At 60.3% G+C, this 24,975-nt stretch carries 18 protein-coding genes and 1 pseudogene; 5 read left to right on the top strand and 14 right to left on the bottom strand.

Annotated elements, in window-relative coordinates:
• Positions 1 to 41 precede the first annotated feature (41 nt).
• The 9 genes from JNM03_RS02260 to JNM03_RS02220 all read right to left on the bottom strand — a co-directional run bounded on the left by JNM03_RS02260 (position 42) and on the right by JNM03_RS02220 (position 12,257).
• Positions 42 to 443, bottom strand: a complete 402-nt coding sequence (locus JNM03_RS02260) for a nuclear transport factor 2 family protein (protein WP_257546845.1) — start codon at positions 441 to 443, stop codon at positions 42 to 44.
• A gap of 38 nt (positions 444 to 481) precedes the next feature.
• On the bottom strand, positions 482 to 2,266 hold the full coding sequence (locus tag JNM03_RS02255; protein WP_257546843.1) for an acyclic terpene utilization AtuA family protein: 1,785 nt from the start codon (positions 2,264 to 2,266) through the stop codon (positions 482 to 484).
• Complete coding sequence (locus tag JNM03_RS02250) at positions 2,263 to 4,206, bottom strand: biotin carboxylase N-terminal domain-containing protein (protein WP_257546841.1); 1,944 nt, start codon at positions 4,204 to 4,206, stop codon at positions 2,263 to 2,265. Before JNM03_RS02250 ends, JNM03_RS02255 begins: the two co-directional genes overlap by 4 nt.
• Positions 4,203 to 5,006 carry an enoyl-CoA hydratase-related protein gene (locus JNM03_RS02245; RefSeq protein ID WP_294034016.1) on the bottom strand — a complete coding sequence of 268 codons (804 nt, stop codon included), beginning with the start codon at positions 5,004 to 5,006 and terminating at the stop codon, positions 4,203 to 4,205. The genes JNM03_RS02250 and JNM03_RS02245 overlap by 4 nt, the downstream gene beginning before the upstream one ends.
• A gap of 8 nt (positions 5,007 to 5,014) precedes the next feature.
• Positions 5,015 to 6,625, bottom strand: coding sequence for an acyl-CoA carboxylase subunit beta (locus JNM03_RS02240; RefSeq protein ID WP_257546837.1), 1,611 nt, complete (start codon positions 6,623 to 6,625; stop codon positions 5,015 to 5,017).
• 2 nt (positions 6,626 to 6,627) lie between these two features.
• Positions 6,628 to 8,148 carry a class I adenylate-forming enzyme family protein gene (locus tag JNM03_RS02235; RefSeq protein WP_257546834.1) on the bottom strand — a complete coding sequence of 507 codons (1,521 nt, stop codon included), beginning with the start codon at positions 8,146 to 8,148 and terminating at the stop codon, positions 6,628 to 6,630.
• A 497-nt stretch (positions 8,149 to 8,645) separates the two neighbouring features.
• Positions 8,646 to 9,797, bottom strand: coding sequence for an acyl-CoA dehydrogenase family protein (locus tag JNM03_RS02230; RefSeq protein WP_257546832.1), 1,152 nt, complete (start codon positions 9,795 to 9,797; stop codon positions 8,646 to 8,648).
• Positions 9,798 to 9,854: 57 nt separating this feature from the next.
• Positions 9,855 to 11,201 (bottom strand): acyl-CoA dehydrogenase family protein, encoded by a 1,347-nt coding sequence (locus JNM03_RS02225; RefSeq protein ID WP_257546830.1) that lies wholly within the window; start codon positions 11,199 to 11,201, stop codon positions 9,855 to 9,857.
• 12 nt (positions 11,202 to 11,213) lie between these two features.
• Complete coding sequence (locus tag JNM03_RS02220) at positions 11,214 to 12,257, bottom strand: phosphotransferase (protein ID WP_257551561.1); 1,044 nt, start codon at positions 12,255 to 12,257, stop codon at positions 11,214 to 11,216.
• Between the two features lie 428 nt (positions 12,258 to 12,685).
• Here JNM03_RS02220 and JNM03_RS02215 point away from each other — a divergent pair, with 428 nt between their 5' ends.
• Positions 12,686 to 13,396: a TetR/AcrR family transcriptional regulator gene (locus JNM03_RS02215; RefSeq protein WP_294034013.1), complete on the top strand. Its 711-nt coding sequence runs from the start codon at positions 12,686 to 12,688 to the stop codon at positions 13,394 to 13,396.
• Positions 13,397 to 13,406: 10 nt separating this feature from the next.
• On the opposite strand, the gene JNM03_RS02210 is transcribed toward JNM03_RS02215, so the two are convergent.
• Positions 13,407 to 14,909: an NAD(P)/FAD-dependent oxidoreductase gene (locus JNM03_RS02210; protein WP_257546826.1), complete on the bottom strand. Its 1,503-nt coding sequence runs from the start codon at positions 14,907 to 14,909 to the stop codon at positions 13,407 to 13,409.
• Between the two features lie 77 nt (positions 14,910 to 14,986).
• Here JNM03_RS02210 and JNM03_RS02205 point away from each other — a divergent pair, with 77 nt between their 5' ends.
• The 4 genes from JNM03_RS02205 to JNM03_RS02190 all read left to right on the top strand — a co-directional run bounded on the left by JNM03_RS02205 (position 14,987) and on the right by JNM03_RS02190 (position 19,780).
• A complete protein-coding gene (locus JNM03_RS02205; RefSeq protein WP_257546824.1) occupies positions 14,987 to 15,760 on the top strand; it encodes an SDR family oxidoreductase in 774 nt (257 codons plus the stop codon).
• Positions 15,761 to 16,039: 279 nt separating this feature from the next.
• On the top strand, positions 16,040 to 18,442 hold the full coding sequence (locus tag JNM03_RS02200) for a TonB-dependent receptor (protein ID WP_294034009.1): 2,403 nt from the start codon (positions 16,040 to 16,042) through the stop codon (positions 18,440 to 18,442).
• A 156-nt stretch (positions 18,443 to 18,598) separates the two neighbouring features.
• Complete coding sequence (locus JNM03_RS02195; protein WP_257546819.1) at positions 18,599 to 19,366, top strand: SDR family NAD(P)-dependent oxidoreductase; 768 nt, start codon at positions 18,599 to 18,601, stop codon at positions 19,364 to 19,366.
• Between the two features lie 54 nt (positions 19,367 to 19,420).
• Positions 19,421 to 19,780: an EthD domain-containing protein gene (locus tag JNM03_RS02190; RefSeq protein WP_257546817.1), complete on the top strand. Its 360-nt coding sequence runs from the start codon at positions 19,421 to 19,423 to the stop codon at positions 19,778 to 19,780.
• A 183-nt stretch (positions 19,781 to 19,963) separates the two neighbouring features.
• On the opposite strand, the gene JNM03_RS02185 is transcribed toward JNM03_RS02190, so the two are convergent.
• From JNM03_RS02185 to JNM03_RS02170, 4 genes and pseudogenes are all read right to left on the bottom strand, one after another.
• Entirely contained in the window at positions 19,964 to 20,752 is a 789-nt protein-coding gene (locus JNM03_RS02185; protein ID WP_257551559.1) for an EthD domain-containing protein, read from the bottom strand.
• A 45-nt stretch (positions 20,753 to 20,797) separates the two neighbouring features.
• Positions 20,798 to 21,691, bottom strand: a complete 894-nt coding sequence (locus JNM03_RS02180) for an alpha/beta hydrolase (RefSeq protein WP_257551557.1) — start codon at positions 21,689 to 21,691, stop codon at positions 20,798 to 20,800.
• A 339-nt stretch (positions 21,692 to 22,030) separates the two neighbouring features.
• Positions 22,031 to 23,299, bottom strand: a complete 1,269-nt coding sequence (locus JNM03_RS02175) for a site-specific integrase (RefSeq protein WP_294034005.1) — start codon at positions 23,297 to 23,299, stop codon at positions 22,031 to 22,033.
• Between the two features lie 577 nt (positions 23,300 to 23,876).
• Positions 23,877 to 24,818, bottom strand: a pseudogene (locus tag JNM03_RS02170) (IS256-like element ISSpma2 family transposase); the annotation flags it as partial.
• Positions 24,819 to 24,975: the final 157 nt, after the last annotated feature.

Below are 24,975 nucleotides of genomic sequence, written 5' to 3'. Positions count from 1 at the left end.
GCTTCTGATCTGCGACGACCGCGTCGCAGGCGTGCAAGGCATCACGCTGCAAAAATTGTCTTCAGATGAAGCGTGTCGTTATATTCTTTGACGGCCGCGATGCGGCCATCCCTGATCGTGAACAGAAAGTGATATTCATTGTTGTAGATGCGCCCGTTGGTGATCTCGCCATGCGCTTCGACCTCGGCAGCGACCTTGTCGCCTTCGCCGATCATGCCGCGAATGCGCATGTCGATCCCGCCGGGGATTTTAGCGCCGATACCGCGCAGGACGGCACTGATGCCCTCCTTGGTCTTCATTCCGGCCTGTGGAAGCTGATCGGGCTTGCCGCCGATCCACCAGGTCGCGTCGTCGGTCAGGCTGTCGATCAGGCCGTCGGCATCGCCGCCCGCGAACTTGGCAAGGAACTGCCGCACAAGCGCTTTGTTTTCTTCGATGGACATGGCTTACTCCAGTAAGATGGTGACGTAGTTCTGGTGGCTCAGGGGCGAAGGAGATCGCTCGGCACGGCAATTTCCACGCCAAGCAGGATTTGCGCATATCCCTTGCCCTGCGGGTCGTTGCGCAGCGAGGCGATGCCGCCCCCGCCGAGGACGTCGTAGAGCATGAAATTGAGGGCATGAATGCCGGGCAGGTCGAAGCGCCGGACTTCGGCGGGCGCATAATGTTTGAAGAGGTCGGCCACGATGGCGGGCTGCAGCGCTTGGCGAATGTAAGGGAGAAATTCAGGCCGCCGCGCGATGATGCCAATGTTGGCGTGATTGCCCTTGTCGCCGCTGCGCCCCCACGCGATGTCGATCAGGGGAACTTTGGTCGATCCCGGCTCGGCAACCGGCGCCGATAATGTGGACTCGTCGCTCTCGGTGGGTGCGTCCGCCGCTGGCGGCCGCGCGCTTTCCGCTATGGCGATCGGCTGCCCATCGACTTCGACCTTGATCTGGGCATCGACCATCGCCTTGTCCGCTGCGATGGAGAAGAGGCGGACAAGCGGCATCACCTTCGGGCGGTTGCCGCCCATGCCGGTGAAGCCGGGCGCCATGGACGTGCCAGCGGACGTGAATTCGCGGACCAGCAATTCAAGCGCCTTGGGATCGGCGTGCTTCGCGGCGATCTTGAGAACCACCTCGCGCGCGCCTCTCGCCCGACTGTTCGCACCATAGCTCGATTCGGCACCAATGATCTCGATCGACGTCTCGCTAAACGGCGCTGACCCGGCATCGGACAGGAGCGACGAAACGCGCGATACAACCGCCTCGCCCACCTTGGCCGCCTTCCCGGCAGCGGATTCGCCAATGATTGTCCAAGTGGCGCCCACGCGGTAGCCGTCCTGCCAAGTCGCACTCGCCTTGTAGGTTTCGGTAGGTGCGTGGCCCCGAGCGCCGGTGACTCGCACCCGGCCATCATCGATTTCCTGGATATCGACCGACCTCCAGTCACAGCTGACGTCAGGAAGCAGATAGGCAGCGGGATCGCCAATCTCATAGACCAGCTGCTCGCACACCGTGCCCCGCGAGACCAAGCCACCGGTTCCTTGCGGCTTGATGACATCGAACGCCCCATCCGCATCGATTACCGCGATCGGATAGCCGATATTCGCCCAGTCGCCGACATCCTGCCAATCCGTGAAGAGGCCGCCGGTTGCCTGCGCTCCGCATTCGATGATGTGCCCGGCGAGCGATCCGCCCGACAGGCGGTCGAAATCGGACAATGACCAGCCGAACTCGTGGATACAGGCACCGAGCACGGTCGCGCTGTCGACGCAGCGACCCGTCACGACGATGTCGGCACCAGCGCCGAGCGCCGCCGCGATGGGAGCAGCTCCCAAATAGGCATTCAGGCTCATCAGCCGCGCCGGCATGGCCGCTCCCGAAAACATCTCGCTGCAGCTTTGAAGCTGGGGCTGCATCGCGATCAGATCGTCGCCCGTCACCACGCCCACCCGCAGGTGCAAACCTGCGGCGGCGATCTTTTCGCGGAGGGCGTCGGCACAGGCGGCCGGGTTGACGCCCCCGGCATTGGCAATGAGCTTCACCTTGCGTTCGGCGATCCGCGGCAGGTGTCGCGCGATCAAGCTGACGAAATCGGTCGCATATCCCAGCGACGGATCTTTCGCGCGGGCACGGGCCAGGATCGACATCGTGACTTCGGCCAGATAGTCGAACGAGATATAATCGAGTCCGTCGTGCTCCAGCAGCTGCGGCAGGGCGATCGAACTGTCGCCCCAAAATCCGGACGCGCCGCCGATGCTGATACTTTTGTGCGTCATGCCTGCTCTGCCTCGATGACGAACAATATGTCGCGCGCTGAAACTTGCTGGCTTGGCGCAACGGCAACAGTGGTCAGCTTGCCTGCGATCGGCGCAATGATCTGCTGTTCCATCTTCATCGCCTCAAGCACGGCGAGCACGTCGCCGCGTGCGACGATCTGATCCTGGGCGACGCGTACCGACGTAATCGTGCCGGTCATCGGTGCGCGCATGACGCCGTCGCCGCCTGCGTCGGACCTCGACGGGGCGCGATAGCTTATGTCCTCGAACCGATAGACCCGCCCGTCGAGATCGATCGCGATATCGTTCCCCTCGCACAGATATACGGCACGCCGTATCAGCCCATCGACTTCGAACCGGACACGCGTATCGCCGCGTTCGATGATGGCGATCGACACCGCATCATCGTCACTTTGCGCCGTCCAGCGCTGTCCCGCCCGCGCCACGCGCACGCTGGTTTCGCTGTCACCGGCCCCAAGCTTGATCTGATGGGCCTGCGCCGCGTTCGATGACCAACCCTGCCCGGACTTGTCCGCAGCAAGGATGGCGGCAAGCAGCACGGCTACGGGATCGCCTTCGGCGGGCCGGAAGCCATTGGCATAATGTTTGCCGATAAAGGCGGTCGTCGCGTCGCCCTTGCGAAATTCGTCGATCGACAGCGCGTCGAGCAAGAACTCCCGGTTGGTCGCGACCCCGAGCAGATGTGTACCGCGAACGGCCTGGATGAGCCGGCGTACCGCTTCGTCGCGGTTGGACCCTGTGGCGATGATCTTCGCGATCATCGGGTCATAGAATGGACTGATGACCTGACCCGTCACCAGGCCGTGATCAATGCGCACGCCATCGCCGGTTGCGGGCTGCCAAATCGACGCAACGCCTGTTTGGGGCAGAAACTCCTGGCGCGGGTCTTCGGCATAGAGCCGCACCTCGATCGCATGGCCGGAGATCGAAATATCGTCCTGCGCGAATGGCAAGGGCAGACCGGCAGCCACGTCGATCTGAAGATCGACCAGATCGACCCCGGTAACGCATTCGGTCACGGGGTGCTCGACCTGAAGCCGGGTGTTCATCTCAAGAAAGTAGAACGCGCCGTCCTTGCCAAGCAGGAATTCGACGGTTCCCGCCCCGACATAGTCGATTGCGGCGGCGGCGCGCACCGCCGCGTCGCCCATTCGAGCCCGGAGATCCGCATCGACGGCGGGCGATGGCGCTTCCTCGATGACCTTTTGGTGCCGGCGCTGGACCGAGCAGTCGCGCTCTCCCAGGTGGACGACGGACCCAAAGCTATCGCCGAATACCTGGATTTCGACATGACGCGCATCGACGACGGCCCGCTCAAGGAGCAGCCGATCATCGCCAAAGGCATTTTTGGCTTCCGACCGCGCCGAAACGATCGCAGCCGGCAGATCGCTGGGATCGTGGACGAGGCGCATACCGCGTCCGCCGCCCCCCGCCGACGCCTTGACCATCACGGGATAGCCGATCCGTTCGGCCTCGCGCACGAACAGCGCATCGTCCTGATCATCGCCCTCATAGCCAGGCACACAAGGCACACCCGCTTCGATCATCCGCCGCTTCGAGCGCGCCTTGTCGCCCATGACGCGAACGGAATCGGGCATCGGACCGATGAAGGTGACCCCCGCCTCCGCGCATTGCTCGGCGAAGTCGGCATTCTCGGAGAAGAAGCCATATCCCGGATGGAGAGCGTCGGCACCGGTCGCGCGCGCCGCCGCCAGGACCCGTTCGGCAGAAAGATAGGATTCCTGCAGCGGCCCGCCGCCCAGCCGAAAGGCCTCATCGGCTTCCAGAACGTGCCGCGCGCCAGCGTCGGCGTCGCTGTATACAGCGACTGTCGCATAGCCCTTTGCCTTGGCGCTGCGGATCACGCGGCACGCGATTTCGCCGCGATTGGCGATCAGGATCTTCGAAAACGGCTTCATGTCGTGGCCCATGCCGGCGATCTCTTTTCCTTGAAGGCTGCGATGCCCTCTGCCCCCTCGCCAAGCACCGCGTCGGCGAACACTTCGGCCGCGGTCCGGGAAAAGGCGGCGACGTCGAATTCCGGCAAGCCGTTGAGCAGCGCTTTCGTCGCCGCCAAGGCACCGGGGGCGCAGGCTTGAATCTCGGCAAGAATGGCGTCCAGCCGCGCATCTATCGCCGCTCGATCCGCCAGCAATTCATCTATAAAGCCGAAGCTCGCCGCTTGGGCGGCATCGAACCTGCTGCCGGTCAAGGCGAGACGGCGCGTGATCGCCGGGCCGAGGCGGGCGACCACAAAGGGTGCAATCTGCGCTGCGACAAGGCCGAGGCGGGCCTCGGACAAGGCGAAGCTGGCGCCCGGTCCTGCAAGAACGATATCGGCGCATGCGGCCAGTCCCATGCCGCCGCCCATGGCTGCCCCCTCGACCACGGCAATCACGGGCTTCGGAAACGCGTGGAGGCCGCCGAAAACGCGCGCGCCGCGGATCGACAGCTCGACCATCTCGCCATGCGGATCGGTACTCGATCCGCCGAGCGTCTTCCCGCTCAAATCGGCGCCGGCGCAGAAGATGCGGCCATTGCCTTGCAGTACGAGGGCGCGAACCGCCGGGTCGGTGCGATAATGCGAGAACAGCAGGTCGAAATCGGCCAGCAGCGGGTCGGAGATCGCATTGCGCGTCGCCGGGTCGTCTATTGTCGCGACAAGCGCGCCGCCTCGGCGCGCCAGCCGCAGCACCGACATCTGCGGGGCATCGGTCATGTCCACGGTCACAGCCGCGCAATCCCGAAATTGTTTCGCGCCGGAACGCGGGCGTCGCCCTCGACGCAGGTGTCGAGGCACAAGGCGACGACGCGCCGCGTGTCGCGGGGATCGATGATTCCATCGTCCCAAAGTCGTGCGGTTGCAAACAGTGCCTCGCCTTCGCGCTCATATTGCGCGATCAATCGCTCCGACATTGCCGCCAACCCCGCATGGTCGGGCTCGACTCCGCGCGCCGCGGCACCGTCTTCGGCAACGATGGTCAGGACCTTTGCCGCCTGTTCCCCGCCCATCACCGACAATCGGTTGTTCGGCCATGAGAAGATGAAGCGCGGACCGAACGACCGTCCACACATGGCATAGGCACCCGCCCCGAAACTTGCGCCAATCTGGATGGTGATCTTCGGCACCGACGCATTTGTCACCGCCTGGATCAGCTTCGATCCATGCTTCACGATGCCCGATGTTTCTGCCTCGACGCCGACCATGAAGCCGGTCGTATTCTGGAGGAACAGCAGCGGGGTTTTCGATTGGCAGCAGAGCTGGATGAACTGTGCCGCCTTGGTCGCGCCCCGGGAGTCGATCGGTCCATTGTTCCCAATGATGCCGAGCTCGCGTCCTTCGATCCGGGCGTGCCCGCAAACAGTATGGAAGCCATATTCCGCCTTGAATTCTGTGAAGTCGCTGTCGTCGACAATGCGGGCGATGACCTCATGGACATCATAGGGTTTGCGATAGTCGGGCGAGACGATCCCGAGCAATTCTTCGCTGTCGTAGCGGGGGCCGGGTCCGGCCAGTGCCGGCACGCTTCGATCCCATCGCAACTTCGCGAGAACCTCGCGCGCCTGGCGCAGCCCGTCGGCGTCGCTTTCGGCCAGATAATCGCCGACCCCGGTGACCTGCGTGTGTAGCTCGGCACCGCCGAGGTCTTCGTCGCGGGCGATTTCGCCGGTGGCGGCCTTGAGCAGCGGTGGACCGGCAAGAAACACTTTCGAGCGCCCGCGGATCATGATGACATAATCGGAGAGACCGACCTGATACGCACCGCCGGCCGTCGATGATCCGTGGACCACCGTGATCGTTGGCAGGCCGAGGGCGGACATGCGCGAGAGGTTTGCGAAGGTGCGGCCGCCCTCGACGAACATTTCGGCCTGCAGGTTGAGATTTGCCCCTGCGCTTTCGACCAACTGAATATAGGGCAGCTTGTTTTCAATCGCGATGTCCTGAACGCGCAGCTGCTTCTTGATGCCCATCGGATGCGCGGCGCCGCCCTTGATGCCGGCGTCGCTTGCGAACACCATCGCGCGAATACCCGAGACGAAGCCGATGCCGGCAATGGCACCGCCCCCATAGACATTCTCGAGCCCATCGTCGTCGTGCATGCCGATCCCGGCCAGAGTCGACAGCTCGAGAAATGGAGCGTCGCGGTCGAGCAGCAACGCGACACGATCGCGCGGCAACAGCTGTCCACGCTTGGCGAACTTCGGACCGGCACGAGCGGACGCAGCCAGTACCTTGGCTTCGAGCGCGCGGAAGGTTCCGATCAAGTCGAGATGCGCCGCGCGGTTGCGCCTGAACGCCTCGCTCTCGGGAATGGCCATGCTTTCGATGATCGCCACGATCAATCTCCGAACAAATTGATGAAGCGGTTGCGCAGCTCGACCTTGCGCAGCTTCGACGTCGCGGTGAGAGGGAGGTCGTCGACGAACTCGAAAGCCTTCGGGACTTCGTGTGGTGCAAGCATCTCGCGGCAATACATATGAATATGCCAGGATTCGGCGCTTTCGCCGGGCTTCAACATGATCACCGCCACGACGGCTTCCTCCCAGCGAGGATGCGGCACGCCGATCACGGCCGCATTGGCGATCAAATGGCATTGCAGCAGAACCTGCTCGACCTTGACCGACGAAACATTTTCGCCGCCGCTCTTGATGATGTCTTTCAGGCGATCGACGAACAGCAATTGGCCGTCTTCATCGATGACGCCGAGATCGCCGGTGTGATGCCAGCCGAAGCGACGCGATTCAGCGGTTGCAGCGTCATCTTTGTAATAGCCGAGCATGACGTTCGGCCCGCGATGCACGATCTCGCCAACCTCGCCCCGCGGCAGCAGCGTGCCATCCTCTGCCATGATCGCGACATCGTTGACGATCGATGGCTCGCCCCAATAATTGCCTTCTTTCAGCAATTGCTGCTCGGGGCGCAGCATCATCGTGCTCGGATACATCTCGGTTTGTCCCGAGGACAGAACGAAGGTCGGGCAGAACTCGGTCAGAAGGCGGCGCAGAAGCGGTCCGGGCATCGGGGCCATCGCGTAAATGCAGTAGCGCAGCGAGGTGACGTCCACTTCGCTCCGGACCGGATGGTCCATCATCGCGGCATACATCATCGGCAGGCCTACGAAGAAGCTGACCTTATGCTGGTCGATCGCCTTCAATACCTGACCAGGGTCAAACCCGTTATGGAGAATCACCGTCGAGCCGGCGGCCAGGAAGGTCATCAGGAGGCAGTGTGCCGACACATGGAACAGCGGCAACACGATCAGAATGCGATCGTCGCGCGTGACCATCCACTCGCCGATGTTGCACATAATGGTCGAATGGACCGCCAGATTGCAGTGCATCACGCCCTTGGGTCGTGATGTCGTCCCGCTGGTATACATGATCATCGTCAGATCACGCTCGTGAATGGGAAGGTCGGGTTCGACGTCGGATGCCGTCGAAAGCCCCGCATCGAAGCCAGGTCCAAGCGTCAGCACCGTGGGGGCACCGCCAGCTTCATTCGCGAGCAGATGACCAAGCTTCTCATCGGCAATGACAATCACGGCCTCGGTATGGTTCAGGATATAGCCACGGTCATCCGACGACAGGGCTGGATTGATCGGCACCCAGACCAGGCCGGCTCGGTGAATGCCAAAGATAACGGCAATGAAGTCGATGCTGTTCGCACAGATGGTTGCAACCCGGTCGCCGGGCTTCGCGCCCTTTTCGAACAAGAAATTTGCACAGCGATTTGCTTTTTCGTCGAGTTGGCCAAAGGAGATGGCGCTTGTCGGCGTCACCACCGCAGTCTTGTTCTGGAACCGCCGTGCCGAGCGCCGAAGCAGATCACCTAGCGCGATGCGCCCGATTCCTTCGGTCACGGCCGGAGAGGGTTGAAGTCCTAGGCTGATGGGCGAATTCGCGGTGGCATCGGCAGATGCGGACCCCGATGCAGTCGGTTCGGCGAGCGGGCTCAAAGCCCGAACCTTACGTTTGCGTTGAGGCGACGCGACTTCGTCCCAACGATCGCCGCATCGTTCCGTCCAAATGTCGGTCGTGGCAGTTTATGACATGCGCCAAACATCGGCATCCTCTTCTTACTCGCTTCTGCTCTTTGAGAGCGCGACTCTTATCCCCTCGGCAATAGCTGGCGCGTATCCTCTGGTCAAGACTTGCTTGCCGCAAGCTAGTCTTGAGCAACACCAGAGCTGCTCGACGACGGTGCTCCGTTTCTCGACGAAGACGAGGGGTGGAAACGAGAAAACGCGAAGCGTCCGGCGCGACGAACTGCAGGATGTGACGGGGTCGCAAAGGCGGACACTTGCCAGCCGGTCCCGGGCTAAAATGCAGCGACGCTGCGCTGCTAGCGTGAGACGCGTCAGGCTTCGCCGATGAGTTCCCGGCCGATCAACATGCGCCGGATTTCGTTTGTGCCTCCGCCGATGCCGAGGAGCTTTGCGTCACGATAGAAACGCTCGACCGGCCAGTCCTTCGTGTAGCCTGCACCGCCAAGCGCCTGGACGGCTTCACCCGCCACACGCACCGTATTGTCGGCGGCCAGCAACAACGCGGAAGCGGCGTCAAATCGGGTCGTGCGGCCCGCATCGCAGCTTTTCGCCACCGCATAGACATAGGCTCGCGACGAATTGAGCGCGACGTACATGTCGGCAATTTTCGCCTGCATCAGCTGGAACTCGCCGATCGCCTTGCCGAACTGCTTGCGCTCCCGGACATAAGGCAAAACAACGTCGAGACAGGCTTGCATGATACCCAAGGGGATACCGGCCAGAACCGCGCGTTCGTAGTCAAGCCCGCTCATCAGCACGCCGACACCGCCGTTCACTGGCCCGAGAACATTTTCTTCCGGCACTTCGCAATTGTCAAAGACCAGTTCCGCGGTCGGCGAACCACGCATGCCCATCTTGTCGATCTTTTGGCCGATCGAAAATCCCGGCATATTCTTCTCGATGATAAAAGCCGTGATACCGCCGCTGCCCTCGCCGGTCTTGGCGTAAACGACGAGCGTATCAGCATAGGTCGCGTTGGTTATCCAGAATTTCGTGCCGTTCAGGACGAATCCGCCTTGCACCGCCTCTGCTTTCAGTTTCATCGAGACGACGTCGGAACCGGCCCCGGCCTCCGACATCGCCAGGCTACCAAGATGTTCGCCGGAAATGAGCTGCGGCAAATATTTCGTCTTCTGTTCGGGCGACCCCCAGCGAGCGATCTGGTTGATACAAAGATTGGTGTGCGCGCCATAGCTCAGTCCGATTGCGCCCGATGCCCGCGAGATTTCTTCGCAAGCGATCACATGTTCAAGATAACCAAGACCCAGCCCGCCATATTCTTCGGCGACGGTGATGCCGTGCAGCCCGAGTTCGCCCATGCTCGCCCAGAGTTCGTCGCGCGGAAACCAGTCGTCTGCGTCGATCCGTTTTGCGAGGGGCGCGATTTTGTCGGCGGCGTAGCGTCGGGTGGTTTCACGGATCATGTCGGCCGATTCACCGAGATCGAAGTCAAACATCTGCATAAATCGCTCCCATCACATTTGTCGTTTCAGGATTCACAGTCCAACCTCGTCGGGTGGCTAGGCCGAAACGGGTTCGGCAGCGTCGCACAGCGGGCGGATTGCGCTTGGCGGCGCCGGCCACAGGCTGGCCGCCGCTACAGCATCGGCTTCGGCGAGGGTGAGACCCTGCCCGGTCGAGCCTTCCGCGGCGCCGTCGCGAGCGGCATGGCGGCGCAGTTCGAGCTTCGCGATCTGGTTGCGATGAACCTCGTCGGGACCGTCGGCCAGTCGCAGCAGCCGCGCTGTCGCAAAGGCTGCGGCAAGGAAGTGGTCGTTATTCGTTCCGCCGCCGCCGAAGAGCTGGATCGCCCAATCGACCACCTGCTGCGCCATTGCGGGCGCGGCAACCTTGATCATCGCGATCTCCTGACGCGCGGCCTTGTTGCCGACGGTATCCATCATCCAGGCAGCGCGCATCGTCAGCAGTCGCGCCTGATCGATAAGGATTCTCGATTGCGCGATCCGTTCGAGCGTCACGCTCTGCTCGGATAGGGGACTCCCGAACGCCACTCTCTCGGTTGCGCGGCGGCACATGCGCTCCACTATTCGCTCGCTCAGTCCGATGAGCCGCATGCAGTGATGGATGCGGCCGGGCCCGAGCCGGCCCTGTGCAATCTCGAAGCCGCGGCCCTCGCCCAGCAGCATGTTCGCTACGGGCACGCGCACATTGTCGAACAATACTTCCGCAGAGCGATCGGGAACACCGTAAAACCCCAGCACGGGCAAAGCGCGAATGACCCGCACACCGGCGGCATGCCGCGGGACAAGGATCATGGACTGCGCCTTGTGCCGATCAGTTGCCGCATCGCCCGTGCGACCCATGAAGATGAAAAAGTCGCAGCGCGGGTCGGTCGCCCCGGTCGTGTACCATTTCCTGCCGCTGATGACATAATCGCTGCCATCGCGGGAAATTTCCGAGGCGATATTGGTCGCATCGGACGAGGCCACCGCCGGCTCGGTCATCGCGAACGCCGATCGCGTTTCCCCTGCGAGGAGCGGCTCGAGATAGCGTGCCTTTTGTTCGTCCGTGCCGAACAGCAGCAGCGTTTCCATATTGCCGGTGTCCGGCGCCGAGCAGTTAAAGATCTCGGGCGCAAAAAGCGAGCGACCCATCATCGCACACAGTGGGGCATAGTCGACGTTGCTTAACCCGTTTGCATCATGAGCAGCCGGGAGGAAGAGATTCCAAAGGCCTTCGGCCCGGGCGCGAGCCTTGAGATCTTCGATATGCGGGTAGATGGCCCATGGGCCGAGGCGCTCGGCGGCCAGATACAACTCGCGTTCGATCGGATAGAGATGCTCTGCCAGGAATTTTTCGAGCCGACGTTGCAGAGCCAGACTCCGGGCGCTTTGGGTGATGTCCACGCTATATCCTCTTCATGCGGGTGCACCGGCGCCGCGCGCCTGTTCCCAAGCGAGTTCGGCCAACTCGGGAAAGGCGCTTACGCGGTCGGCCGCTTCCGCCGACGCCGCCGTTCCCCTCGCTAAACGGCCTTTGATGCCATGGATAATTGCGGCCAGCCGGAAGAAGGAAAAGGCCAGAAAGAAGTCATAATCGGAGGTATCCGCAATCCCGGCGGTCGCCGCGTACATCGCGAGATACTCCTTCTCACTTGGCACATTCAGCATCGCGAGATCGGCCCCCGCCAGTCCGGCAACGATGTGACTCGGCATGCGGAACATCATCGCGTGATAGGCGAAATCGGCGAGCGGATGCCCGAGCGTTGCCAGTTCCCAATCGAGCACGGCGACGATCCGCGGCTCGGTTGGGTGGAAAATGAGATTGTCGCAGCGGAAGTCGCCATGGACGATTGCCACCCGCTCCTGATTTTGCGGCCTGGCAGTTTCGAGCCACGCAATCAAACGGTCCATGTTCGGGTCACGCCCCGCCGCCGTATCGGCCAGATACTGCTCGGAAAGCCGCTTGATCTGGCGTTCGACATAGCCCGTCGGGCGGCCGAACCCGCCGAGCCCGATGCGCGCGGGGTCCAGCGTGTGGAGATTCGCGATCGCCGCATTCATAGCCCGGAAATATTCGGGCCGTTCACCGGTTTCGACGTCGGGAAAGGTGGCGTCCCAGAATATCCGCCCTTCGACCAGTTCCATCAGGTAGAACATCGTACCGATGATATCGGTATCGACGCAGGTGCCGTAGATCCGGGCCACGGGCACACGTGTTCCGCAGAGCGCGGACTGCACCATAGCTTCGCGGTCGACGGCGTGGGCCCCCTTCAGAAGCACCCCCGATGGCTGCCGCCGAAGGACATAAGACCGTGAGGGGGTGGCGACCAGATAGGTCGGGTTCGACTGCCCGCCGCGAAATTGCCGCACGCTGATCGGACCCTCATAGCCTTCCACGTTCGCGCTCATCCAGCGCGAGAGGCTGACTTCATCAAATTGATGGCCCTCGCGAACGGGCATGGCCCCTGTGGTTTCGGCTATATCGGCGATTTCGGCCACTTGCGGAGATCCTCTCAACCACGACGCTCCCGGTCGATGTCTTGGCATTTAGCTTGCTAGGCGCAAGCAAGCAAGTGAGCATTTCTCTCACGCTTGCGCCCTTTGGCGTGTTGGCGCCTCGGCCCGTGGCGGCCAACTCTACCGCTTGTCCATGCCGTATATTTTGCCGGGACGATTGCGTAGACTGGAAATCCGTTCGAGCAAATCTGACGGGTCAAAGATCGATCGGACAAGGATCGTCAGCCGGCAGTCTCGATTGCGCTGAATGAGCATCCTTGCTCGCCTGCCGAAGCCGCGCCGATCGTCTGAACTCCCGGAGCGCCGCAGAAGGCTCGCCCAGTTTACGGGCATCACATAGCTTGCTCGAAACAAGCGAGTAGACTAGGAATATGGCAAATCTTCCAGCAAAGGACAGAAAATTGGTACAAATGCGAAGGCTGAAGCCAGCCAGCAGAGCAAGCAACAAGGCGCCGCGGCTTACTCAGGCGGAGCGCACGGCCATCTCCGACGGGCGTATGCTCGAGGCGGCGATGGCGCTGGTCCTGGAACGCGGGACCCATAACACGACGCTTCGCGAGGTTGGTGAACTCGCCGGCTACAGCCGCGGTTTGGCGAGCAATCGCTTCGGTTCGAAGGACGAGCTGTTCGCCGAGCTGATCGACGTTTTCAACGAGCGCTGGAAGAAGGAAAGCAGTGCCCTTGTCGGCAGCAAGACAGGGCTTGAGGCCTTCGACGCGGCAAACGACAGCATCATCGATTTTATGAACGACAACTCGGATTATATCCGCGCCATGTTCATTCTATACTATGAGACCGTGGGAAGCAGCACCGTGATGCGCGAACGCCTCGCCGAACAGCATGCCGCCTATCGCCGGGCGATCGCTCGCTATATCAGTCAGGGCATCGCCGAGCAGACCATCAAGCAGACCGTCGATCCAAGCCGTGTCGCCCTCCAATACACATCCTTCTTTTTCGGCCTGGTCTATCAATGGCTCGCGAACCCGGATTTGATCGAGTTCGAGAGCGCCTTGCATGATTTTCGCGATGCCATGATCCAGGTTATCGGCGAACCGGACATAGCAGTTCGACGATCCGCCTGATCGCCTGCGATCAAGCGGCGAGGTTGAATTCGTCGTAATTGGGATCGCGAAGGACGTCGCGATACTCGTCGGGTGTTCCGGTCCAGTTTTCAGGCAGTCCCTTTTCGTCCAGATACCAATTCTTGCAGCCCGTGCTCCAGATCGTCTTCGGCACGGCCGAAAGCACGCGTTCGCGGAACTGGGCCATCGCCTCGGGACGCGCCTCGATCGAATGAAAGCCGTTGTCCGCACAATAGCGGATGACCTTCACGATATGGTCGACGATCGCTTCCGAATAAGCGATCGCGCTGAAATTCCCGCGCGGAGAATGGGGCCCACCGATCAGCATGAAGTTTGGAAAACCGGGGACGTGAACCGACAGATGGGCGCCCGTTTCCACCTTCCAGGCTTCGGTCAATGACCCGCCTTGGGCGTTGGTAACCTCGATCGGCCGATGATAAGCGCGCGCGTTGAAACCGGTTGCGAAGATGATGACATCGAGCTCGTGCAACCGTCCCGACGCGTCGAGCAGGCCCTTTTCGTTTGCACCCACGATACCGTCGCGCACGATTTCGACATTGGGGCGCGCGACGGCGGGATAAAATAAGGTGGACATCACCATCCGCTTGCACAGCGGCTCGTCGGTCGGGGTCAGTTTCGACCGAAGAACAGGGTCTTTTACCCGGCCCAGATGCCATTTGCACATGGCGGACAGAAATTTGCGCTGCCAACCCTCCTTGATGACCGCCTCGGCGAAGACGCGTTCGAAAAACCAGCCATAGAAGTTGCCCGCCATCCGCCCGATGAAGGGAAAGGCACGAACGACAGCGCGTTCGATCTTGCCGAAGCGGCGGTTCGGCAGCGGGAAGACCCATTGCGGCGTGCGGATGAAGGCTTTCAGGTTGACGCCCTGGTTCGCAAGCGCGGAAATGACCTGCGTTCCGGTCGAGCCGCTGCCAATCACGCCGACGCGCTTGTCCGACAGATCGATGCCGTCAAGCCATTCCGCTGTGTGGAATTTGATACCCTTGAAGTCGTCAATGCCTGCGATATCGGGGAAGGCAGGAACATGCAGTGGCCCCGTTGCCGCGATCAGAAAGTCGACCGTATCGCGCTGACCGTTCGACGTTTCGAGATGCCAACGCTGACCGTCGAACTCGGCCTTCGTCACTTTGGCGCCGAACACAATGTCGCGGCGAAGATCATATTTGTCGGCGATCTTGACCATGTAAGACTGGATTTCCGGCCCCAGCGCGAGCCGGTGGCTCCAGCCGGGATTATGCTCGAACGAGTAATTATAGTGGTGCGCCGGCACGTCGCAGGCGATGCCGGGATACCGGTTTTCACGCCAGGTGCCGCCGACCTCGTTCGCTTTTTCGTAGATCACGATGTCGTCAAGACCAGCTTCGCGCAGCTTGATCGCCTGCATCATCCCCGCTGCACCGGCTCCGATGATCGCAGTACGGGGCCGATAGGGGAATTTCTGGGTCCGCGACGCATTCGCCGCCGGGCCTTGGGCCGTCTGATTTTGCATTGCTCTCTCCACTTGCTTGTCACACACTAGTATCGCATTGTCGTCATGACAAGCATTGGAATCGGGAGGGAGAGTTTATGGAGCGCGTCCGCGGCAAAAAGGCGCTTGTCACCGGGGCAGCACAGGGCTTGGGCGCCGCTACCGCCCAAATGCTTGCGCGGCATGGCGCCCGGGTTTTGCTGACGGATATCAACGAAGCGGGTGCGCAGGAGGTCGCCGACTCGATCAATCTCGAACATGGCAGCGAAGTGGCTTGGGGCTTCCGGCACGACGCAACCATCGCCGCCGATTGGGAAGCGGCGATCGACCGAGCGGGCCGCCTCATGGATGGCCTGTCCGTGCTCGTCAACAATGCCGGGATGGTGCGAACCGGATCCATCGAGGACCTCGATCTCGACCAATGGCATCATGTCATGCAGGTCAATACCGACAGCGTTTTTCTGGGCTGCAAACTGGCGCTGCCGCTCCTTCGCGAAAGCCAGCCTGCGTCGATCATCAACCTGTCCTCGATCGCCGGATTGATGGCCTCTCCCAACCTTGCCGCTTATAATGCCTCGAAGGCGGCCGTCTGGCTGCTTACGAAATCGGTCGCGCTGCTTGCGGCCAAAAAAGGGTGGGACATCCGTTGCAACTCGGTCCACCCGACATTCATTCGAACGCCCATGCTCGATGACCTGCGCGGCGATCGTGACGAAGCCGAGGCGCTCGCACGACTGGCCAAGCAGGTGCCCTTGGGCCGCCTCGGCGATCCCGACGATGTTGCCTACGCTGTCCTTTATCTCGCGTCCGATGAGAGCCGGTTCGTCACCGCATCGGAATTCAAGATCGACGGCGGCATCTCTGCCGTCTAGAAACTTGCTTGCGCCTAGCTAGCGTACTATATATGGCGAATCATCTTCAGCGTAGATTGAAGTGGGAGAGGAAGAATGAGCGCTCGGCTGCCTTATCAATGCACAGGCCCATCGACTGCTTGGCAATGCGCCGGCGCGGGTCTGGCGTCACTTGTCCCACCATCGCTGACAAATTCCGTTGGGCCCGGGCGTCTGGGTCAAACCGCCCGCGGGAGAACCACCTGCCCGTAAGGTTCGCGGGACCAGTTTTACAAAAAGAATATTGAGGGAGAGCTTGAAATGCACCATATCCATCGCGCACTTTTGGGTGCGAGCATCGCCGCCATCGCTTTTGCCGGGCAAGCGCACGCCCAAGCCGTCACGCCGTCGGCGGATGCTTCCGCCCAGCAGCCGGTCGAGGCCGAAGATGCATCCCAGGCGGCCGACTCAAACGACATTGTCGTCACTGCCAATAAGCGCGAGCAGCGTTTGAACGATGTCGGTATCACCGTCGCGGTGGTTTCAGGAAATGACCTGCAGAATCGGCAGATCAACTCGCTCGCGGATCTTGCCAATGCGACGCCGAGCCTCTCCTTTACCAACAGCGCCAACGGCACCCCGGTTTACACGCTGCGCGGCGTCGGCTTCTACGAAACGTCGCTCGGTGCCTATCCAACGGTCAGCACTTATGTTGACGAAGCCCCGCTGGCATTTCCGATTCTCTCGTCGCACGCGGCATTCGACCTGGAACGTGTCGAAATTCTGAAGGGTCCGCAAGGCACTCTGTTCGGTCAGAACGCGACCGGCGGCGCGATCAATTACATTGCGGCCAAACCGACCGACGAACTGAGTGCAGGCGGCAGTATCTCTTATGGTCGTTTCAATGAGGTCGTTGCGGATGCCTTTATCAGCGGGCCGATTTCTCCGACTCTGCGTGCGCGTCTCGCCGGCCGGCTCGAACGCGCCGACGGCTGGCAGATCAGCAACTCGCGCCCGGGCGACCGTAACGGCAAGGTGGAAAACTACATGGGCCGCCTCTTGGTTGACTTCGAACCGACCGAGCGGCTGCGATTCAAATTGAACATCAATGGCTGGAAGGACAACAGCGATACGCAAGCGCCCCAGTATATCGCCCTGTTCCCGCAAGCGCCGGCGTTCCTGACACCCCAACTGGCAGCGTCGCAATTTTCGCCGGAGCGGCCGCAAGCAGCGGACTGGACGCCCGGAGTTCCGCGGCGCAGCAACAGGCTGGGACAAGTCGCTTTTCGTGCCGAATTTGACGCAACGGACGACATCACACTGACATCGCTGACGTCTTACGTCGACTATAAGCAGCGCCAAGGCGATGAAGGCGACGGCTTGCCGCTTTCAACGCTCGACCTTGTGAACAACGAAGGTCGTATCAAGAGCTTCAGCCAAGAAGTCAGACTTTCAAACAACAGCGGTTCGAATTTCCGTTGGGTGGTAGGCGGCAACTACGAACGCAGCACAGTCAACGAACTGATTGATTTATCGTTTCCTGACGTTTCGGTCCGGGGCCTTTACGGCACCTTTGGCTACCCCTTCTTTTCGCTCTCCTACTCGAACGATCAAAAGATGGAAAACTACGCAGGCTTCGCCAATATCGAATATGATATCGGCCAGCTGACAGTGAAGCTGGGCGGCCGCTACACCAAGTCGCGGATCGACGCCAGCGAGTGCGGTTTCGACGACAGCGGCAGCCCCATCAACACCGGTTCGCTGTTTTACGACGTCCTGTTCGGAGGAGCGCTCGGGCCATATGCCGGTCAATGCTACCAGATCAACAATACGCCGAATACGTATAACGGAGTCGCACCCGGTGCGTCGGGTCGCTTCACTGACACGTTAAAGGAGGATAATTTCTCTTGGCGCGTCGGTCTGGATTATAAGCCGGTTGACGACGTCCTTCTCTACGCGAACGTCGCGAAAGGCTATAAGGCTGGCAGCTATCCGACGCTCTCGGCATCGCTGTTCAGCCAGTATCTTCCAGTCGTCCAGGAGTCGGTGCAGTCATACGAGGCAGGGTTCAAAGCAACGTTGCTTGATCGGACCCTTCAACTGAATGGTGCCGTATTCTACTACGACTACACCAACAAACAGCTTCGCTCGAAGTTCATCGATCCGAATTTCGGCATTCTGGACGTGCTTCAGAATATCCCGAAATCGGACGTCAAGGGTTTCGAGATCGAGATGAGCATCCGGCCGACACAGGGCCTCGTGATCAACAACACCTTCACCTATCTCGACGCGACCATCAAGGAATTCACCGGCATCAACTCGGGCGGCATTACGGCTGATTTCGCCGGCGCGAATGTGCCCTACACGCCGAAGTATCAGTTCGGAAGTAACATCGATTATGAATTCCCGGTTTCCGACTCTCTGAACGCCTTCCTGGGCACGAGTCTGAATTTCCGATCGAAAACGGTCGCGACGATCGGTGGCGAAACCAATCCTGCGGGAGTTACTTCGCCCGTAACGACCGTGTTCGGCATCGATGATTATGTTCTTATCGACCTCCGGGCTGGGGTGGCAGCGGCTGACGACAGCTGGCGAGTGTCTGTATGGGGCAAGAACGTAGGCAACGAATATTACTGGAATAATGTGGTGGCCGCGTTTGATACCATCCAGCGCTATGCCGGCAAGCCCGCGACCTACGGCGTTAGCGTCAGCTTCAAATACTGACTAAGTCTCCGAAACCGGCGTTGGACAGGCGACTGAGCAGATTGACACGTTAGACCGATCTCGCTCACGCCTGTCCAACGACCATCACGATTCACCTGCCGGCGGGCGGACAAAGTCTGGGCGCTGACGATCATTATTTATGCAAGGAAGCATCTCATGCCGAACCGTCTGCCGAACAAGGTCGCCGTCATTTCTGGAGGCGCATCGGGAATCGGCGCCGCTACAGCGCGATTGTTTGCCGCTGAAGGCGCTTGCGTCATTGTCGCCGACGTTCAGGAACCCCTGGATCCCCAACTGGCCAGTCTGATCGACGCGAGTTCCGATCGAATCCGCTTCATCAAGTGCGACGTTTCTATCGAGGATGATGTCGCTGCCGCGATCGAGGCGGCGGTGACGGCATTTGGCAAGCTCGACACGGTCGTCGCGTGCGCGGGCGTCGCTGGCATGGGCGCGGCCGGAGATATTACAGCGGAGCATTGGGATAGAACGTTCGCGATCAATGCGCGCGGCGTGTTTCTGTTCACCAAATACGCCATCCCCCACATGATCACGGCGGGTGGCGGCTCGATCATCAACATCTCTTCTGCGTTCGGCATCGTGGCCGGACCTCATTTCGCAGCATACGCGGCCTCAAAGGGCGCGGTGCGCAACTTCTCCAAGTCAACCGCGCTCGATTATATAGGCCAAGGCATCCGATCGAATTCGATCCACCCAGGATACATCGACACCCCGATTGTCCAGAACATCATCAACAATGCGGCGGATACCGATACCGCGCAGGCAATGTTCAACGCGCTTCAGCCGGGCGGTCGAGGGGGCGTTCCGGAAGACATCGCCTGGGGCTGCGTCTATCTGGCTTCCGATGAATCCCGGTTTGTGACGGGAGCGGAACTTGTGATCGATGGCGGGCTGCTGGCGCGATAATTCGGCTTCGATAGATAGCTCAAAAACAACATCGGTCCCGTCAGAGAACGCAATATGATCACGGTTCTGGTAGCAGCGAAGAAGCTTCCACATTTATCGCAGGCAGAATTCACAAGATATTGGCTGGATGAGCACGCACCTCTTGTAAAAAGTGTTCCCGAATTCATGCAGTATGTGAAACGATACGTGATCTATCCCAATCTGCAGGACTCAGGCCCTGACGCCCCGGTGCTGGGACAGGTTCCCGAGCATCATGGTATTGGCGAATTGCGTTTCAAGAATGTCGCGGCCATGGAAGCGGCCTTCCTGGAGCCAAGATATTTGGAGCTGATCAGGCCCGACGAGGACAAGTTTTTGGACAGGGCAAACTGCGTCACATTCATCACTGAGGAACATGTTCAGTTCGGAGATTGAGCGTGATCTTCCGGTGAATCGCCAGATTCGATCGGGGCTGTAGCGATCGGGAGGCCACCACTCGGCTAACATTTCTCGCGGCGTAACTGGCGCAGAGTTATGAAGCTTCGTGCCACTCGCCGAACGCGCGGTTGGTTTTTCGAACTGACGTGCCTAGTCGGGAAGACCGTTGGCATTCTACCTTCACGGATCTCGCGTCGAGGGCACTGCTCCGACATAATCGAAAATGGTGTGCTCCTTCGCTACGAAAGCGCGGGTCAGCGCAGGATCGGCAAAGACGACCTCATCCAGTGAGATCGCCGTCAGGGACGAGAGGGCTTCGGGCGAGGCCAAAGCTGACCGCATCGCCTCAATGTCAGGCCACCACATTTCCGTGACCCCGTTCGGGGCTGGTTGCCACCCTCGCAGTTCGGCAAAATCGAATTTCGCAGCCGGATCGCGATGGTTCTGAACATATTTGCAAATGCCCAGTGCTGCCGCGTGCTGCCGAACGAGATCTCCGTGCTGGCCCCGCCAGCGTGCGCTGAATTCCGCTGTGCTAAGGTCCGGCCGCTTCCAGATATCGATGACCATCTTGACGGCGGTGCCGAACCCGGGCGGCGATCCATCGGAGAGGTCCAGCACAATCTCTTCCTGTGCGACAAACCCGCTGACATTGCTCGTGTCTGTGAATTCCTGCTCATCCGCTTCCAGGATGGCGCTGGCCTTGCCACCCTCGGGCGAGGCGAGCGCGCTTTCCATGCTTTCCCAGCTTTCCCACCACAGTTCCGACTGACCGTCTAACGGGGTACGCCAGGGTTGACCCGCGCTGAAATTGTCGATTTCGGGCAAGGCGATCCGATGTGCCTGAACGTAGCGCAAGAAGCCCATCGCCCGTGCGTGGTTTCGAACAAGGCTGCCATGCCCCTGGAGATAGCGCGGGTAGAATTCGTGCTCGCTCATGCCCAGCTTGCGGGGCACCTGACATAACATCTTGATCAAGCTAGTCTCCTTAAGGCCCAGACCAACCGTTTGCGGCTAAATGTCCAGATGCTTATCGAAAAACGCGCCTGCCTCCTCGAGTGCGGCCTGACCTTCGTCCAGCATGCCCGTAAACAACTGCCAGACATGGGGAAGTCCCTGATAAACCCGCAGGTGCACCTGAACATCCACAAGGATCGCGGCTCGCAAAAGCCTTAGGGAATCGTCGAGAAGAACCTCATGACTGCTGACCTGGATCAGGATCGGCGGCAATCCCGCTAGGTCGCCATAGATCGGTGACGCTTCTGGTGATGTGGCATCCGCGCCTGCAAGATAGGTTTCCGCCATGCCGGGGGCCACGCCTTCGGTGACCACAAAATCACGATCCCGGTTATCGACAATCGACTGTCCGGTCGTGCCCATGTCGGCGAATGGCGAGAACAGAACAGCTGCACGGGGAAGAGGAATATTGCGCGCCTTGCATCGGAGCATTGTAGCGACGACAAGGCCGCCCCCCGCAGAGTCGCCAGCGAAGAAAATGCGCTCTGACGGCGTGCCGCTGTCGAGAAGCCACTGATATGCAGTGACTGCATCCTCGATAGCCGCTGGAAAGGGGTGTTCAGGTGCCAAGCGGTAATCAACTGCCATCGTGCGCATCGATGCGGCCTGACCTAGTCTCGCAAGAAGGCCGCGATGCGACGTGAAAGACCCGATCACATATCCGCCACCGTGCAGATAAAATACCGTGGCGTCGGTTCTGGATCCCGGCGCGACACCGATTTCACAAGCCACTCCATTGGCATCGACAAGCTCGAATTTGATTGAGGGATCGAATGGCGTAAAATCGCCAAACCCGTCGAACGCCACGCGCAATTCCGGTACCGGAAGCGATCCGAGATCAGGGCCTGAGCGGATCATCTCATTGACTTGTTGCAGTTGGTCTTGGGACATGATCGTCAACTCCGCTCTATCACTTTGCCGGGTGGGCTCGAATGAAATAATCTATCTTTTCGGTTCGAAGGGGCCTGTGGCAGCTTGCATATCCGGACTGGAAGCGAATGATATCAAGGTTCGCCGACCTTAAAGGCCGGGGTCCTGACGCGTGTCCGCAAAGGCGTCACTGCTGGGCAGCAAGATGGTGTTTGGGTAGCGCGCAGGTCACGCATTGTTGCAGCCTCTCCATATTATCAGGGCTTTGTTAGCGCGATAGCTTGCCGCAAGCAAGTATAAGCAAATGTGGCGCATGGGGCGCGATCGCGTAGATTGGCGGGGCAAAGTGTTGGAGCGCAGCTATGCTGCCAACTTTAACGCGCCCGCCTTGGCAGCGCCAATCGCCAGGTGCAGGGCGATCTCATCGGCCGTTCGAGTCACCGCCAGCTTCACGGCCTCGTCGATATGAACATAATCCTGCGTCACATTCTGCGAAGCATGGCCGAGCATGGCTCGGATTGTCAGTTCCGAGAAGCCCAGCTCACCCGCAATACTGCCAAAGGTGTGGCGGAGCGTATGCGGGGTCGCACCGGAAATTCCTGCGAGGGCGCAAACTCGCCGCAGGCAATCGGCAACGGCGGTAAAGGGGCCGTCGCCAATCGTCGCCGGGAAGAAATGTGGATTGCCTACTAGCGCTTTCTGGCTTTCAAGAATTCGAATGGCCGCTGGACTGATCGCCCGAATCTGCGCGCCGCCCTTCGTGTCGGGAAAGGCGACATAGCTGCGCTCGGAATGAAGCCAGCTTCGGTGCATGGCCTGGGCTTCTTCGCGTCGATAGCCCGTGAGAAGCAAGGTTCGCAGCACGCCAAGGGAGACCGGGTTCTCACCTGTGGCCTCGGCATAAGCGATCGCCTTCCCGAGCATTTCGATTTCCGCGACGCTTAGCCGTCTCGTCTTCTTTCTGCTCGCAAGCTTCTTCGCCCCCATCGTGGGATGCGTCTCCAGGCGGCCCTTATGCTTTGCGTGGCCGATGATCGCTTGAAGTGTGCCGACGCAGCGGCCCGCCACGCCGGGTCCGCCCGTTGCCTTTCCGCCGCGGTTGCCCGTCCGAGGTTTTGCGGTCTTTCCGTTCTTCACGTCAGTCTGCATTTGCTCGACGTCTGCGATCGTCAGCTGCTTGACGATCCGCCGGCCAAGCAGCGGGACGATGTGTGTCCGGATCCGGCTCTCGTCCATTTTGAGCGACGAGGCTTTGATCGGAAGGTTCTTTCGGCCAAGGATATTCCCGGCTCGGGCCTCGGTCAGATACCAATCGCACATCTCGGCGACAGTCATCCCCTTGCGGGCCTCGCGCACCTTGTCAGCCGGATCTTCGCCTCCGATGACTTCGGCAAGCTTCACAATCGCCTGGCCTCGCGCCTTCTCGACGGTCAGCGGGCCGAACCGGCCAAGATTGAGACGGCGCTTGATTGCATCGATGGTGCGATACTGAACCACGAACGTCTTCAGACCGGACGGTAATACCCGCACCCCGAAGCCCTTGAGTTCGGTGTCCCAGTAGATGACCTGCCTCACGGCGGGGATCGCAAAGCCCTCGATCGTCCGCTTGGTGAGTTTGGCTGTGGGCATGTTATCACTCCTGCTGGAGACAAAACTTTTCGGCAGCGTTTTGTCTCCAAATAGTCTCCAGAATCGGGAAAACTGGAGACAATAACAGGATGCAGCGGGAAAGGCGGTTTGTCAATAAAGAGAGCAATAATAGAAGCTTAGGAAAGAAAAAGAAGCTCTAGAAAAGAGCCAAAATCAAGTTGCCAAGGTTGGGGTCGAGGGTTCGAATCCCTTCGCCCGCTCCAGAAACCGCAGTTTTCTGCGGTTTATTTGACCCCCTGTTTTCTGAAAATCCAAAATCCGGTATATACGGATCACATACGGATATGTGATTTGGAGGAGAGGTTTTGGAAAAATTGGGTCTTAACGAATCCACGATTGGCAGCATCGATTCACAGGAATCGAAAAGTCCCAGTGGAAAGAACATCTTGAAATCGAAGACTTTCAAGGACGGAGGCATCTACCTCTTCGTTCGTGGGGACTATGTGAAACCGACATGGATGTGTCGGATCAAGGCACCGGGGATGCCGGGATACGTCTATAAGTCCACGAGGACGACCGACGAGCATCAGGCATACAAGTTTGCCGACGACCTCTAGGCGAGCACGTCGGTTTCGGCCTCGTCCATGCAGGCGCCGAGCTTGGGCCAACGGGTGCGCAACTGGTCGGCGACCTGTCGCCAGACCTGCGTTGCGCTTTTCTGATCGGGCTGCAGGAAGACCTGGCGGATCGCGGCGGCGACGACAGTGTTCTGGCCCTTGGGCACATAGGACAGGGCATTGCGCATGAAGTGCACCCGGCAGCGCTGCCAGGTGGCGCCCATGACGCGGGTGATCGCGCCCTTGAGGCCCTCGTGAGCATCGGAGATGACCAGCTTCACGCCGGTAAGACCGCGCCGAACAAGGTCCTTCAGGAAGTCGGACCAGAAGACCTCCGCTTCCGAGGGGCCGATATGCAGGCCGACGATCTCGCGCCGGCCCTCGGTGTTGACGGCCATGGCGATTATTGCGGCAACGCTGATGATCCGCCCGCCTTCGCGTACCTTGAGATAGGTGGCATCGAGCCAGAGATACGGCCATTCGCCGGTGAGCGGGCGTTTCAGAAAGGCATGGACGCGCTCGTCAATGTCCTTGCAAAGCTTGGAGACGGTGGACTTGGAGATGCCGGTCATGCCCATGGCCTGGACGAGTTCATCGACCCGCCGGGTGCTGACCCCGCCGATCCACGCTTCCTGGATCACCGCAACCAGCGCTTTCTCGACCATCTTGCGGGGCTCAAGGAAGCCCGGAAAATAGGACCCAGCACGCAGCTTGGGGATTTTCAGGTTCAGCGTGCCTACCCGGGTATCCAGCGAACGGTCGCGATAGCCGTTGCGCCAGGTCGCGCGCTCGCTGCTGCGTTCGTGGCGACCCGCGCCGATCAGGCCATCAACGTCGGCCTCCATGATCAGCTGCAGCACGTTCTCGGCGATGGTGCGCAAAAAATCCGGTTGGCCGCCCTTTGCAGCCAGCTCTTCGATCAGTAATCTGTCCTCGGTCATCGGGAACTCCTCTTCGTCACGGTTGAAGTGTGCAAACTCCACCATAACGATGAACCCGGTGGCCACCAGCGACGCCGCATTCCGGGGTGGGGCATGCCCCACCCCGGAATACACCATCGCCTACACCGGAAATTACACCACGAGCGCGGACGCTAAC

It is taken from the genome of Sphingopyxis sp., from assembly GCF_016793825.1.
Classification (GTDB): Bacteria; Pseudomonadota; Alphaproteobacteria; order Sphingomonadales; family Sphingomonadaceae; genus Sphingopyxis.
This window is presented reverse-complemented; position numbering and strand designations above follow the sequence as displayed.